General features: G+C 37.2%; 15 protein-coding genes and 1 tRNA gene. 8 read left to right on the top strand and 8 right to left on the bottom strand.

The features are described from left to right. Positions 1 to 210: 210 nt before the first annotated feature. Together BUC12_RS09850 and BUC12_RS09845 are read right to left on the bottom strand one after the other, a co-directional pair. Positions 211 to 1059 carry an energy transducer TonB gene (locus BUC12_RS09850; protein ID WP_062180230.1) on the bottom strand — a complete coding sequence of 283 codons (849 nt, stop codon included), beginning with the start codon at positions 1057 to 1059 and terminating at the stop codon, positions 211 to 213. A gap of 33 nt (positions 1060 to 1092) precedes the next feature. Further along, complete coding sequence (locus BUC12_RS09845) at positions 1093 to 1911, bottom strand: energy transducer TonB (RefSeq protein ID WP_062180234.1); 819 nt, start codon at positions 1909 to 1911, stop codon at positions 1093 to 1095. Positions 1912 to 2054: 143 nt separating this feature from the next. Between BUC12_RS09845 and BUC12_RS09840 the strand changes: the two genes are divergently transcribed. From BUC12_RS09840 to BUC12_RS09815, 6 genes are all read left to right on the top strand, one after another. Beyond that, positions 2055 to 3032 (top strand): PhoH family protein, encoded by a 978-nt coding sequence (locus BUC12_RS09840; protein ID WP_062180238.1) that lies wholly within the window; start codon positions 2055 to 2057, stop codon positions 3030 to 3032. 137 nt (positions 3033 to 3169) lie between these two features. Continuing rightward, a complete protein-coding gene (locus tag BUC12_RS09835) occupies positions 3170 to 4114 on the top strand; it encodes a phosphoribosylaminoimidazolesuccinocarboxamide synthase (protein WP_062180241.1) in 945 nt (314 codons plus the stop codon). A 54-nt stretch (positions 4115 to 4168) separates the two neighbouring features. Continuing rightward, positions 4169 to 4735 carry a zeta toxin family protein gene (locus BUC12_RS09830; RefSeq protein ID WP_062180244.1) on the top strand — a complete coding sequence of 189 codons (567 nt, stop codon included), beginning with the start codon at positions 4169 to 4171 and terminating at the stop codon, positions 4733 to 4735. Continuing rightward, complete coding sequence (locus BUC12_RS09825; RefSeq protein WP_062180247.1) at positions 4732 to 4920, top strand: hypothetical protein; 189 nt, start codon at positions 4732 to 4734, stop codon at positions 4918 to 4920. Before BUC12_RS09830 ends, BUC12_RS09825 begins: the two co-directional genes overlap by 4 nt. A gap of 8 nt (positions 4921 to 4928) precedes the next feature. After that, positions 4929 to 5666 (top strand): bifunctional demethylmenaquinone methyltransferase/2-methoxy-6-polyprenyl-1,4-benzoquinol methylase UbiE, encoded by a 738-nt coding sequence (gene ubiE, locus BUC12_RS09820; RefSeq protein WP_062180250.1) that lies wholly within the window; start codon positions 4929 to 4931, stop codon positions 5664 to 5666. A gap of 84 nt (positions 5667 to 5750) precedes the next feature. After that, complete coding sequence (locus BUC12_RS09815) at positions 5751 to 6914, top strand: tetratricopeptide repeat protein (RefSeq protein ID WP_062180254.1); 1164 nt, start codon at positions 5751 to 5753, stop codon at positions 6912 to 6914. Between the two features lie 159 nt (positions 6915 to 7073). Here BUC12_RS09815 and BUC12_RS09810 read toward each other — a convergent pair whose 3' ends face one another. Both BUC12_RS09810 and pepT read right to left on the bottom strand, forming a co-directional pair. Next, complete coding sequence (locus tag BUC12_RS09810) at positions 7074 to 7553, bottom strand: methylglyoxal synthase (RefSeq protein WP_062180257.1); 480 nt, start codon at positions 7551 to 7553, stop codon at positions 7074 to 7076. A 24-nt stretch (positions 7554 to 7577) separates the two neighbouring features. Beyond that, the gene (gene pepT, locus BUC12_RS09805) at positions 7578 to 8810 is read right to left on the bottom strand and encodes a peptidase T (RefSeq protein WP_062180260.1); all 1233 of its coding nucleotides are present in this window, start codon (positions 8808 to 8810) and stop codon (positions 7578 to 7580) included. Between the two features lie 284 nt (positions 8811 to 9094). Between pepT and BUC12_RS09795 the strand changes: the two genes are divergently transcribed. Further along, positions 9095 to 9168, top strand: a tRNA-Thr gene (locus BUC12_RS09795). A gap of 53 nt (positions 9169 to 9221) precedes the next feature. Here BUC12_RS09795 and BUC12_RS09790 read toward each other — a convergent pair. The 4 genes from BUC12_RS09790 to pyrB form a co-directional block, all read right to left on the bottom strand. Then, entirely contained in the window at positions 9222 to 9755 is a 534-nt protein-coding gene (locus tag BUC12_RS09790) for a GNAT family N-acetyltransferase (protein ID WP_062180264.1), read from the bottom strand. 241 nt (positions 9756 to 9996) lie between these two features. Next, positions 9997 to 10605 carry a hypothetical protein gene (locus BUC12_RS09780; protein WP_139262042.1) on the bottom strand — a complete coding sequence of 203 codons (609 nt, stop codon included), beginning with the start codon at positions 10603 to 10605 and terminating at the stop codon, positions 9997 to 9999. Between the two features lie 310 nt (positions 10606 to 10915). Further along, on the bottom strand, positions 10916 to 11377 hold the full coding sequence (pyrI, locus tag BUC12_RS09775) for an aspartate carbamoyltransferase regulatory subunit (protein ID WP_062180273.1): 462 nt from the start codon (positions 11375 to 11377) through the stop codon (positions 10916 to 10918). A gap of 22 nt (positions 11378 to 11399) precedes the next feature. Next, complete coding sequence (gene pyrB, locus BUC12_RS09770) at positions 11400 to 12317, bottom strand: aspartate carbamoyltransferase (protein ID WP_062180276.1); 918 nt, start codon at positions 12315 to 12317, stop codon at positions 11400 to 11402. Between the two features lie 347 nt (positions 12318 to 12664). Here pyrB and tsaB point away from each other — a divergent pair, with 347 nt between their 5' ends. Further along, positions 12665 to 13360, top strand: coding sequence for a tRNA (adenosine(37)-N6)-threonylcarbamoyltransferase complex dimerization subunit type 1 TsaB (gene tsaB, locus BUC12_RS09765; protein WP_062180279.1), 696 nt, complete (start codon positions 12665 to 12667; stop codon positions 13358 to 13360). Positions 13361 to 13402 lie beyond the last annotated feature (42 nt).

The following is a 13402-nucleotide window of genomic DNA, read 5'->3' as shown; positions in this document are numbered from 1 at the left end:
AAGATAATAATTAATTACTGTTTTATATATTGGTGTATTAATGCTATTAATTAGTATATTATATCTTATTTTTCATCTAACTGAAATAATCGAATTATACTTATAATATCCTCGATAAAAACGTATATTTTTTATTTTTTAATCGATGAAAAGGGCATTTTTAGCTTTCGACCGGATAATTTACTAATTATACTTATATATACAAGTATATTATTTATACATTTTGAATATTACGGGTAAGACAAAATTAGTATTAATTGTATTACCTCTAGCTTTTGCCGGTATCCATTTAGGCATTTTATTTATTACACGTAATACTTCTTTATCGCAATATTTATCTAAAGATAAAATAATTAGGGGGTTGATAACCCTCCCTGTTTTGTCTATTGTAAACTGAACGATAACACGACCATCAATATTGTCTTCTAAAGACATTCCGGGATAACGTATATTCTTGGAAAGAAATTTTCTAAACTCTATTTCACCACCCGGAAAAGCAGGCATTGCTTCTACAGGATGAGTATGTCTGTTGTGCCAATCTTCATCTTCGTATCCATCTATATGAGATTTAAGCTCTTCATATAATATTGGCTCAAGATCTTCTTCTTTGAAAAAAGAAGTATTCTTTAACTTTATATTTTCAACACTGATGCTATCTTTTATTATAGTATCGGGGTTGGTGTGTTCGTCGAATATTGCACAATAGTCTCTCGGGCCTGATTGTTTGGTGATACAACTATCACAAACCACATCTAACGGAGGGTCGGGAATTGTCGGATATGTAAACAGATTATCAGTTGGAGGTTCCGGATATGGAGAGGACATGTATTCAATAATGCCACAGCCACCGTCTATTATTTCCCAATCTATGAGAGGCTTTGGTTCTAAAGCCTTAATTAACCAAGTTAAAAATACAAGAAAGAAAACCGCGACGATGAAAGCCCGGATATGATCATTTGATGTTGATTGGCGGAATTTATAAGCTCCGTATGATTTATTCCTGTTGGCAAAAATCATATCACACCATTTGTCCGAATTTAGCTTGATCCGTTTATTCATAGTACTGTCTCTTTTGCAAAGAAAAGTAATTTATTAAAGATAGCTGTTCTTTTCCTTCAATTTGAATTTAACAGGAATCGCATGTCTCATGCTCACTCGTCTTCCGTATTGCATTGCCGGTATCCATTTGGGCATTAGTCTTATTACCCGTATTACTTCTTTATTACAAGTATAGCTGAGTCCTGATATTATTTCAATATCTTTTATCTTGCCATCTTTGTCTATTATAAAGGAGGCGATAACGTCCCCCTCAATTCCCATTTCAATAGCGTTATATGGATATTTGATATTTGTAGCTATAAACCTGTATAATTCATCTTTTCCTCCGGGAAATTGAGCTTCTTGTGCCGTGAGTAACGAAGCCGAATTTCTCTGTTTGGGAATTTCCTCTATGATAGTTTTGTCTTCGCAATATGAAACAATATCTATTTCTCTTTCTTCTTCAAGTATAGAAGTGAGCTCGGGGGATGACTCAAAAAATCCTTCTTCATATAAGATTCCCTTGTCATAACTATCTTCGGGTTCCATTTTGATAATCAGGCTATCAGAAGTAATCTCCGGTGGTGTAAATCTTATTATTGATGACTTTACTTTAGGCGGTAATGGTAGTTCCGGTAGTTCAGCAACTGGAATATCATAAATAGGAGGACATCCTTCATCGGGGATAAATTCGTATGAATTGCTGTTATTGTTAATTGGAATAAATACGCTTGTTATAATAAAAATAACAAGCGTAACCATAAATCCACACCAATAGTCGATTCGTAGGTGATATGCTCCATAGTTCTTATTTCTGTTCTCGAAAATAAGATCGCACCATTCTTCAGAATGTATGTTTACCTCTTTGTTCATCTTTCATGCTCTTTACTTAAATAGATAGTTGCAATGATGAAAATCCATAAATGAGAGAAAGAAAAACTAAAAGGTTATTAACGATCTATTTATTATATGGAACGAAAAGAATATCTATATTTGCACAATTGAATTTTAAATAAATGATTGAACGGATAATTGTACTTGACAATGCAGATGCTGCCTTATTTTTCGGGGTTAACAACAGTAATCTGCAACTATTGAAAACACTTTTTCCCAAATTAAGGATTGTAGCCAGAGGAAACGTTATAAAAGTTACCGGAAATGCAGAAGAAATGCCTCTATTTGAAGAAAAGATAGCTGAATTAGAAAAATTTTGCGGAGAGCATAATACCCTTACCGAAGATAATATTGTAGATATAGTTAAAGGAAAATCGCCGAATGTTATAAAACAGGACAACCTGATTATATTCGGGATGAATGGTAAGCCAATCTCAGCCAGAAATGAGAACCAGCAACGCTTGGTCAATGCTTTTCAGAAAAACGATATGGTTTTTGCTCTCGGGCCTGCGGGAACAGGTAAAACCTATGTTGCAATAGCTTTGGCTGTAAAAGCTCTTAAGAATAAAGAGGTAAAGCGTATTATTCTCAGCCGTCCGGCAGTAGAAGCCGGAGAGAAGTTAGGTTTTTTGCCCGGTGATATGAAAGATAAGATAGATCCTTATCTTCAACCATTATACGATGCTTTGGAAGATATGATTACCCCCGCAAAACTGAAAGATTATATCGAGAATAAGATTGTACAGATTGCTCCGTTGGCATTTATGCGTGGACGTACACTCAATGATGCGGTTATTATACTGGATGAGGCACAGAATACGACTATTCATCAGATAAAGATGTTTATGACACGTCTGGGCATGAATGCTAAAATGATTATCACGGGTGATATTACACAGATTGACCTTCCTCCTTCACAGCTTTCGGGTTTGAAACATGCCCTAAGGGTACTTGACGGAGTAGAGGGAATTGCAAAAATAGAGTTTGACAAGAAAGATATTGTTCGTCATAAACTCGTTCAGCGGATTGTCGACGCTTACGAAAAAGAAGATGAGCGCAGAAGACATGAGAAAGTGAGCGAAACAGATAGTCCCCGGTAAGAAATTACGGGGGTTTTTTATTAACCGGAACGAGTAAAGAAATATGTAATATATAAACAAATCATTCCGAATATTGTTAATAAATTTGCATTTTAGAATGTGCAAAAATTCATCAAAACTTCATATAATTAGACATAATGAAAAATACTTTAGTTACAACAGATTACAAGTTTGAGGGACAAACTCATATTTATCATGGCAAAGTAAGAGATGTGTATTCGATAGGAAAAGACCTGTTGGTGATGATCGCAACAGATCGTATCTCGGCATTCGATGTGGTATTGCCTCAGGGTATACCGTATAAGGGACAGGTTCTGAATCAGATTGCAGCAAAGTTTTTGGATGCCACATCAGATATTGTTCCCAATTGGAAGCAAGCAACTCCTGATCCTATGGTAACTGTTGGTCTGCGTTGCGAACCATTTAAGGTAGAAATGGTTATCCGTGGTTACCTGACCGGTAGTGCATGGCGTGAATATAAGTCTGGTGCACGTAATCTTTGCGGAGTAGCTCTTCCTGATGGAATGAAGGAAAATCAGAAGTTTGCAGCTCCTGTAATAACACCAACGACTAAAGCCGACGAAGGGCATGACGAGAATATATCAAAAGAAGAAATTATAGCTCAGGGTCTAGTTTCGAAAGAAGACTATGAGCAATTGGAAAAGTATACTTATGCTCTTTTTCAAAGGGGTACTGAAATGGCAGCTCAAAAAGGGTTAATATTGGTTGATACTAAATATGAGTTTGGAAAAAAAGATGGGAAAATTTATCTGATAGATGAAATTCATACACCGGACTCATCACGCTATTTTTATGCAGACACTTACCTGTCTCTGTTTGAAAAAGGAGAGGAACAACGCCAGTTGTCTAAGGAGTTTGTCCGCAAATGGTTAATGGATAATGGCTTTCAGGGGAAAGAAGGACAACAGGTTCCCGAGATGACCGAGGAATATTGTAATTCGGTATCTGAACGCTATATCGAATTATACGAAAAGATAGTGGGTGAGCCGTTTGTGAAAGCTGATATTTCGGATGTAAGCTCAAGAATCGAGAGAAATGTGAGCCAATATTTAAAGAAATAATAGTATCTTCGGTTTTAACTAAAAGAAGTCGTATTTAAATACAATAATATAGTTATGCCAAATCTTTACATAATAGCCGGTTGCAATGGAGCTGGAAAAACAACAGCCTCATATACAATGCTTCCGGAAATGCTCGACTGTAAAGAGTTTATCAATGCAGATGAAATAGCAAAAGGGCTTTCTCCATTTCAACCGGAGAAAGCCTCTATTGAAGCAGGACGGATTATGCTCCGCAGGATGGAGGAGATGCTCAAAATGCAGGAAGATTTTGCCATAGAAACGACACTTGCGACGAAATCGTATACGCTGTTTATTAAAAAAGCACAAAAATTAGGCTATTTCGTAACATTATTGTATTTTTGGCTAAGTTCTCCTGAATTAGCTATTAAGCGTGTCGAAGACCGCGTTAAGTCAGGTGGTCATAATGTTCCGGTAGATGTGATCCGGAGGCGTTATGCAGCGGGAACCGCTAATTTGTTTTCTCTATATACACCTATTTCCGATTATTGGTTGGTGGTAAATAATTCCGAAAATCCATTCAGCCTTATAGCTGAAGGTAAACGGGATAATATGATAGAGATACACAATGAAGAGATTCTAAATCAAATAAAAAATATATGACTTGTGATGAATTGGCCCTTCGGGGTAGATTATTAGTTGGTCTTAATTTATCTTATACCCGTTTGATTGAAAAGAAGCAAAAGGAAGATGGTAATCTCATCTTCTCTAAAAATGGGAAAATCGTAAAAGTAAAAGCCCGTAGGTTGGCTAACGTCAGAGTAGGAGAATCTATCGGCGTTATTTAAATTTTTCAATGACATACCAGGCTGAAAAAATTGTTCCTTACGAGAGCTCCGAGAATAAAGGAGTTCAGGTAGAACGTATGTTTGATTCCATTGCGGAAAATTACGATACGTTAAATCATACGTTGTCGATGGGTATAGACCGTGGATGGCGTAAAAAGAGTCTTTTGGCATTGAAGGACCTCAATCCTCAGAATATTCTCGATATTGCTACCGGAACAGGAGATCTGGCTATACAAGCGTATGACATTTTACGCCCTCAACATATTACCGGAATTGATATCTCGGAAGGAATGATGGACGTGGGACGTAAGAAAGTTGATAAGCTGGGGCTATCGGGCCATATTTCTTTTGAAAAACAGGATTGTATGGCGTTGGATATTCCTGACAATACATTTGATGCAGCTGTAGTTGGGTTTGGTGTTCGCAATTTCGAAGACCTTGATAAAGGAATGAAGGAAATTTTGAGGGTATTAAAACCCGGAGGCAGACTGATGATTTTGGAATTGACCACACCGAAATCTTTTCCGATGAAACAAGGCTACTGGATTTATTCGAGGCTGTTTATTCCTTCTATCGGAAGGCTGATATCAAAAGATAAGGTTGCTTACAAGTATTTACCAAAGTCGATTGAAGCTTTTGTACAAGGGAAAGAAATGGTTGAAGTTCTGGCAAAAAATGGTTTTCGTAATGCCCGCTACAAAAGTTATACCTTTGGAATTTGTTCTATGTATATTGGTGAAAAATAAAGACTAAAATAGATAAAGAAGAAAAAGCCATCTGTGAAGGATGGCTTTTTTTATTATTTTTGTTTCGGAATATAAACAACACTTATGAAGAAAATTATTACTGCATTTGCTTTGCTGTCACTTTTTACGATATCGCAAAGCCTACTCAATGCACAGCGTAAGATACAAGTGCTTAGTGCTGTTGTGAAAGATAAAAAGATAGAAGGAGCCGAAGTGCTTCTCCAGAAAAATGGAGAACAAACTGTTGTCGGGCATACCGATGCTAATGGAAATGTAACGCTCAGCCCTGCGTTTTCGGATAATTCGGATGCTATGGTTATAATCAAAAAGGATGGTTACTCCACATTAGTAGCTAAGTGTCCCTGCGAAGGTTTGACTTACGCTATCAGCCCTACTATGAAAAATCTGGATGGTATGCGTGTCGTTCTTTCTTGGGGGAAAAATCCGAGCGATCTCGATTCGCACCTCTGGTATAGTAATCAGCATGTATTCTGGAGAGAAAAAGTCGGACAAAAAGCAAATCTGGATGTGGATGATATGGACAGTTATGGTCCCGAAACTATTACTATTGAAGAAAAAAAGTTTGGGACAGAATATATCTATGCAGTACATGATTATACGAACAAGGAGAATATGAGCAATTACGCTTTGGCTCGTAGTTCGGCAAAAGTGTTTGTGTATATTGGTAATTCTTTGGTAAAAACATATTATGTTCCATCCGATATTAAAGGTAATCTCTGGACTGTATTCAGGGTTACGAAAGAAGGCGAGATAGAGGACGTCAATAGTATGGTATCATCTAATATCACAGATCCGGGAGACATTCGTTACAATACAAGTAACTCTATGCTGATAACTACTGTTGTGGATAAGCAATCAGCTTTGCGCTTAAACCGTCTGGGAACAGAAGAGTATAACAAGCAGAATTACCATAAGGCTATAGAATATTATTTAGCAGCTATAGATGTATATCCAGACTTTGGGCAAGCATACGGTAACTTAGGATTATCGTATAAGAAAAATAATCAGTACGCTGAAGCTCTTTGGGCAAACCGTAAAGCAATTGCTTTAGCTAACGGAAATACAGCGCCTGTAACCCGTGCTGGGGCATATTACAATATAGGACGGATTTATGAAGAGCGTGGCGAATATGCAAAGGCAAAGGAGCAATATAAACTGGCCAAATCGAAAGTGGACAGGAGCGCCTATGATGAAGCTATTAAGAGAATGGAAAATTTGATAGATTAGGTCTCAGACCTTTTTATTGACTTTGCAAGTATAACCCACAACAGATAGTTTTCCTTTGTAAATGTGTCATTAAATATTCACTGTTACTTAATCGATCTTGATATGAAATAAAAGAATCTGAGTTCAATACGAACTCAGATTCTTTATTTTTATATGACTTTACGATTTTATTTTACCATATAATTCGTCGAACTTTTCGCGGTCGAAGCGTTCGTACCTAGGCTTAGTCGGTACATAATCTTCATTATCCCACAGAGGGCTTGTGAGCATAAGGTCGGCACTGTAACGGTTACATGCAATAGGCACATTGTGTACCCGACACTGGCGAAGCAACATCATAATGTCGGCTTCGTGAGGCTGGGGGTTAAGATCATCAATTAGAAATACTGCCAGGTCGATTTCGTGTCGAACTACCATCGCTGCTATTTCGGCGTCACCACCCAACGGTCCCGAGTTCATACATGTAACTTCGGCATTGATTCCTTTATCAAGAAATGATTGTTGGATCAGATGTCCTGTAGTTCCTGTACAAACAAGGTGGTGCTTAGCTAAAAAGTCTGAGTTATAGTAACACCAGTCTACCATATCGGCTTTTCGGTGATCGTGTGCTACAAGTGCAATCGTAAGTCTTTTTTTCATAAATTCATGTATATATAAGTTGAATTATTTATTTGAATCCTCTGCAACCAGTTCTGCAATTTTTACAATTACCTGAGTTGCTTTTTCTAATGATGGAATAGGAACAAACTCATAGCGCCCGTGGAAATTTAGCCCTCCTGCAAAAATGTTAGGGCAGGGTAGTCCCATGAAAGATAAGCGTGCGCCATCTGTGCCTCCTCTGATTGGTTTTACAATAGGTGTAATATCTAATTGTTGCATGGCTTCGAAGGCATAGTCAACAATTTTTATAACCGGTTCTACCTTTTCCCGCATATTGTAATACTGATCCTTGATTTCGAGATTGATTCCGCTCGAAGGATAGAGTTTTTGAAGGTAAGCTACAGTATCTGTCAATAATTGTTTCCTTTTTTCAAATAGCTTGCGATCGTGATCGCGGATAATGAATGAAACATTGGCAGAGTCCACAGAACCGGACATTCCGACTAAGTGGAAAAATCCTTCGTAATTACAGGTATGTTCAGGACGTTGGCTCTCAGGTAGGAACGATATCAGTTTATTTGCAATGATTAGAGCGTTTACCATTTTGCCTTTGGCGTATCCCGGGTGTACACTTCGTCCCTGAATGCTGATTTTTGCTCCGGCAGCATTGAAATTTTCATATTCAAGCTCTCCTATAATTCCTCCATCCATGGTATAAGCCCATTCGGCTCCAAATTTTTCAACGTCGAAATGATCAGCTCCTTCGCCTATCTCTTCGTCAGGGGTAAAGCAGATTCTGATCTTTCCGTGTTTAATTTCGGGATGTTCTAACAGATATTGCATTGCTGTCATTATTTCAGCAATTCCGGCTTTATCATCGGCTCCTAATAATGTTGTTCCGTCAGTTACAATCAGGTCTTGCCCTTCGAATTGTAATAATTCGGGAAAGTCTATTGGTGATAAGATGATATTGTTTTCTTTATGTAGAACAATGTCTTTTCCGTCGTATGAATTTACTATACGGGGCTTTACATTTTTACCTGTAAGGTCGGGGCTGGTGTCCATATGAGCAACAAAGCCGATGGTCGGTATCTGCTTATCTGTGTTTGCTGGCAGAGTCGCCATTACATAACCGTTGTTATCTAAAGTGACCCCAGTTAACCCTAATTCAATAAGCTCTTTTTTCAGCTCCTCGGCTAAAACTAATTGTCCCGGAGTACTAGGTGTAGTATGTGTTTCGGTATTTGATTCGGTATCAAACTGAACATATTTAATAAATCGGTCTACGACATTCATTGTATTTAATTATTTTTTGATAAAAAATGTATGGGTAGTTTCGATCGGAAAGAAATATAACTATTTGCTTTTAAAATCGTTATTCTACTCATGTTTTACTATGAACAAAGATAGTAAAATGGAAGTAAACGAAAAAGTTTGTTTTCGATTTTGGATATTAAAAAAAATATCTACCTTTGTGCCCGGGTAAGTCCTATACGGTCAGCTCCCGATTAATCCCCCAGGGTTTGATCGCAGCAAGGGTAGTTGGTTGTAGCGGCGCGATATAGTAAGCTTACCCACTTGCCTCTTTAGCTCAGTTGGCCAGAGCACGTGATTTGTAATCTCGGGGTCGTTGGTTCGAATCCGACAAGAGGCTCAAAAGAAAAGGAACTAAATTTTTAGTTCCTTTTCTTTTTGTCGTAATTTTCATCAGCAATGCTCGTTCCTTAAAAGCGAATACATTATAATATCGAAATACTGTTCGTTCCAGAACATCCACTGTCGTAATACTCCTTCTTTGGTGAAATGTAGTTTTTGAAGAACTTGCTCAGATGCTGTATTTCCAACCATAATTTCAGCCTCGATTCTGTTTATTTCAAGATTTTCAAAGCCGAAACCAATGACCTTGTTCAATGCTTCTGAAATATAACCCTTGTTCCAATATGCCTGCTGCAGGTCGTAGCCTATCTGTGCCTTGTGTTTGTATGTATAGTTATTGAAGCCTATTGTACCTATAATATTCCGGCTGCCTTTTAAGGCAATTCCCCATCTGATAGCTAATTTTTCTTCGAAACGGGTTCTATACCAGTCGATAAACTTTTGTCCGTCTGTCAGGCTTTTATAAGGTAACAGATTGTAATACCTTACCACTTCTTTGTTACTGAACAGGGTATATAGATCTTTGAGGTGGTCTTCATTGATTTCAACTAAATCAAGCCTATCTGTTTCTAATCTTGGGAACACAATTTGCAGGGTATATTATTTGTTGTTATTATCTCTTTTTTCTTTATAATACTTCATCAGGTAATACGACGAGAAGGATAATACAACGAATGTACATGCACGTATATAGTGGTTTATATTGTATCTGTCTATAATAATCAGTATGATATTAAGAAAAATACATGTTGTGGATACTATAAATAGGGCTATACTGAATTTGTACATTCGTTATATGTTGTTTTTTGAGTTCGGTCAATAAATATTATTTCTCTAATTCAGCAATGATGCAATCCGATTTGACTTCTATCTTGCTTTTAGGGTAAAGCTCGTGGATGTATGTTGTTACGCCATTAATTGTAGGATAGTCGCGTTCCCCTATAAATAACCGTGCATCGTCGATCAATATAACGTGTTCTATACCTGTTGAACATATTGCTTTCAGTTCTTCCCATATAGGACAATCCTTATCTCCTCTGGCTGTGGTACCTCCTGCATAGTGCCCATCGAGCCAGAATATCGCCCTGTCGGTAATTTCGTGAACAAGAGTCGACATTATTTTCCCACTATCACCTTGTATAAGGTGGATATGCGGTTTCTTTTTGAATCTTTTATACGATTGCTTATACAGTTCCTTACTTAGTTCGATGGTATAGATCTTCTCGAAATTATCTTGTTGCGCCCATACCATGTCACCGAGATATGTTCCGGATTCTACCAGAATAGAAAGATTATGCTTTTGCTTATATTCCGATACCAATTCTTCTTTAATAATGTGAGGAACGGGAACTGGTTGTCCCTGTTTTATCCACTCTTTTCTCTTGCTTTTATTTTGAGCCGATTTGTACATTTTTTGCACAAACCGAGGGAGCATATCTAGGTAATGTTTCGATAATGACATAGTTAATCTAAAAAATAAATATTGAAGATTGAAAAAAATGAGAGCCTGATTTATTTTATTAAGGTTTCAGATGTTTTTATTAATTTTGTGAGCAAAAGAATAATAGGGCGTTATGATTACTCCCAATATATTATCCAATACTTACAGTTACTTAATATATAAGTTTTGCAGATGATCTGAAAAATGTATATACTACTTCAGGTTTTCACTATTCGTTATGTATACCAAAGATACAGAAAAAAGTTTCATGTGGTCAAATAAAACTTTTCAGAATATCTTCTTTTTATTTTAAAATAATCTCTTCCTTCTCTATTTTCAGGTCGCAGTAATGACAATTGAGAATTACATGACTATTATCTATCACTCTGAAACGTGTTTTCATTGGTTCGTTATTGGTTATGCATTTAGGGTTATTACATTTTACGATACCTACTATTGTTTGGGGCAGGCTGACTCTCTTTTTCTCTACAACCCTATAATCTCTGATAATATTGAGTACGACATTGGGCGCTATTAAGGCGATACGGTTAATCACACTTTCTTCGAAAAACATATCTGCTATTTTGATAATGCCTTTGGTTCCCATTTTTTTACTCTCCAGATTATTTCCTATAGTTATAGGGTGGGGCAGGTTTTCGAGATTGAGTAATGATACAACTTTAAAAACCTGATCGGATGGGATATGGTCGATAGCAGTACCATTGCAAAGGGCAGCTACTTGTAGTTCTTTTCTTTTTTCGGACATGGCTTTTCTTTTTTAGTTTGTATTATTCGACATTTATACCTAAAGCATCACAAATAACTGCTTGACGGGCGAATACTCCGTTCTTAGCCTGTTCGAAGTAATAGGCTTTCGGACTGTCGTCAACATCTTGCTGAATCTCGTTGACGCGAGGTAACGGATGCAGTATACGAAGATTTTCACGGGAATTTTCGAGCATGTCTTTACGGAGGATATATACATTTTTTACTTTCTCGTATTCCATCAGGTCAGTAAAGCGTTCACGTTGAACACGGGTCATGTATAGAATATCTGTTTTGTTGATAATCTCCGGTGAAAAGTCGGCTGTTTCTTCGTATTTGATATTGCGCTTTTCGCAGAATAACTTGTATTGTTCAGGCAATTTCAACTCGTCCGGAGCTACAAACCGGAATGTAGGATTGAAGTGCGACATTCCTATAATCAGGGAATGAACTGTACGCCCATATTTGAGGTCTCCCACAATAGTTATGTTCAGGTTATCCAGCTTTCCCTGAGTTTTCATTATCGAATATATATCGAGCATAGTTTGCGTGGGGTGCTGGTTGGCTCCGTCTCCTGCGTTAATTATAGGAGTAGAAGTTAGTTCCGAAGCATACCGGGCAGCGCCTTCGAGGTGATGACGCATAATAATCATATCTGCATAGTTACATACCATTGCTATAGTGTCTTTAAGCGTTTCGCCTTTGGTAGAACTGGTTGTCGAAGCATCTGAGAAGCCGATAATACGTCCGCCCAAACGGTTTACCGCAGTTTCGAAACTGAGGCGGGTACGGGTCGATGGTTCGAAGAACAAGGTGGCGCAAACTTTACCTTCCAATAAGCGGCGGTTGGGATTCTCATCAAATTTCTTGGCAAGGTCGAGTATTCTGATAATGTCTTCCTTGCTGTAATCGGTGATAGAGACCAAGCTTTTATTTTTCATAAGCGGAATGTATTAAGTAACTGTAAGTATTTATAATGAGATCCTTCGGTTTTTTTTTACAAAAAAAACCTCGAAAACAACAATGCTTCGAGGTGTATTTATAACGAACAAAAAAGGCTGAGTTTAAAAATGTTGATTGTAAACTCAAATCATAAAAATATGAATGGTGGTTTTTGTTCATATTTATTCAGTATAATTCGAAAGACAAATATATTAATTTTTAATTGAGCAATTTGCTTTTTTAGAGAAAAAAGATTAACAAAATGCTTTATCTTTTTGTGTTTGCAATGATATTTTTTACTTATGAAAAGTAGTACCTTTGTGCCGTTAAATTTTTTTTCAATTATATGTCTTGTATATTAAATATAGAAACAGCAACTAATGTATGTTCTGTTGCTGTTTCAAACAATGGAAGTATCCTCTTCAAGAAGGAAAATACGACAGGGCCTTCTCATGCAGCCCTTTTGGGGGTATTTGTAGCACAAGCTCTGGAATCGGTTCGTGAAAATAAATTGAAACTGGATGCGGTTGCGGTGAGTTGCGGTCCCGGGTCTTATACCGGATTACGTATTGGCGTATCGGAAGCAAAAGGGTTATGTTATGGGCTAGGTATACCTCTTATTGCTGTAAAAAGCCTTGAGGTAATGGCTAAAAAGATATTGGAGACGTCTTCGGATATAAATGACACAACATTACTTTGTCCGATGATTGATGCCCGTCGGATGGAGGTATACGCGGCAGTTTATGATAAAAAACTAAATGTAGTCCGGGATACGGCTGCTGATATTGTCGACGGTAATTCATATCACGAATATTTGAAAGATCACAAAGTTTTGTTCTTTGGAAATGGTGCAGATAAATGTAAGGATACTTTACTGAATTCAAATGCCATATTTATAGAGGGTATTTATCCGTCAGCTGTTTTTATGACAGCTTTGTCGGAACAAGCTTTCGAAAAAGGAGATTTTGTAGATGTAGCGTATTTCGAACCTTTCTATCTGAAAGATTTTGTTGCTACTGTTCCGAAGAAAAATATATTATAAGGTCTCAGTCCTTTTATTGCTTGGGTAGGGAATGTATCTTTG

Origin of the sequence: Indolivaga macrotermitis, assembly GCF_900128985.1 — a bacterium.
Taxonomy (GTDB): Bacteria; Bacteroidota; Bacteroidia; order Bacteroidales; family Dysgonomonadaceae; genus Dysgonomonas_A; species Dysgonomonas_A macrotermitis.
The sequence above is the reverse complement of the archived record's forward strand: the minus strand, read 5'-3'. Positions and strand labels throughout refer to the sequence as shown.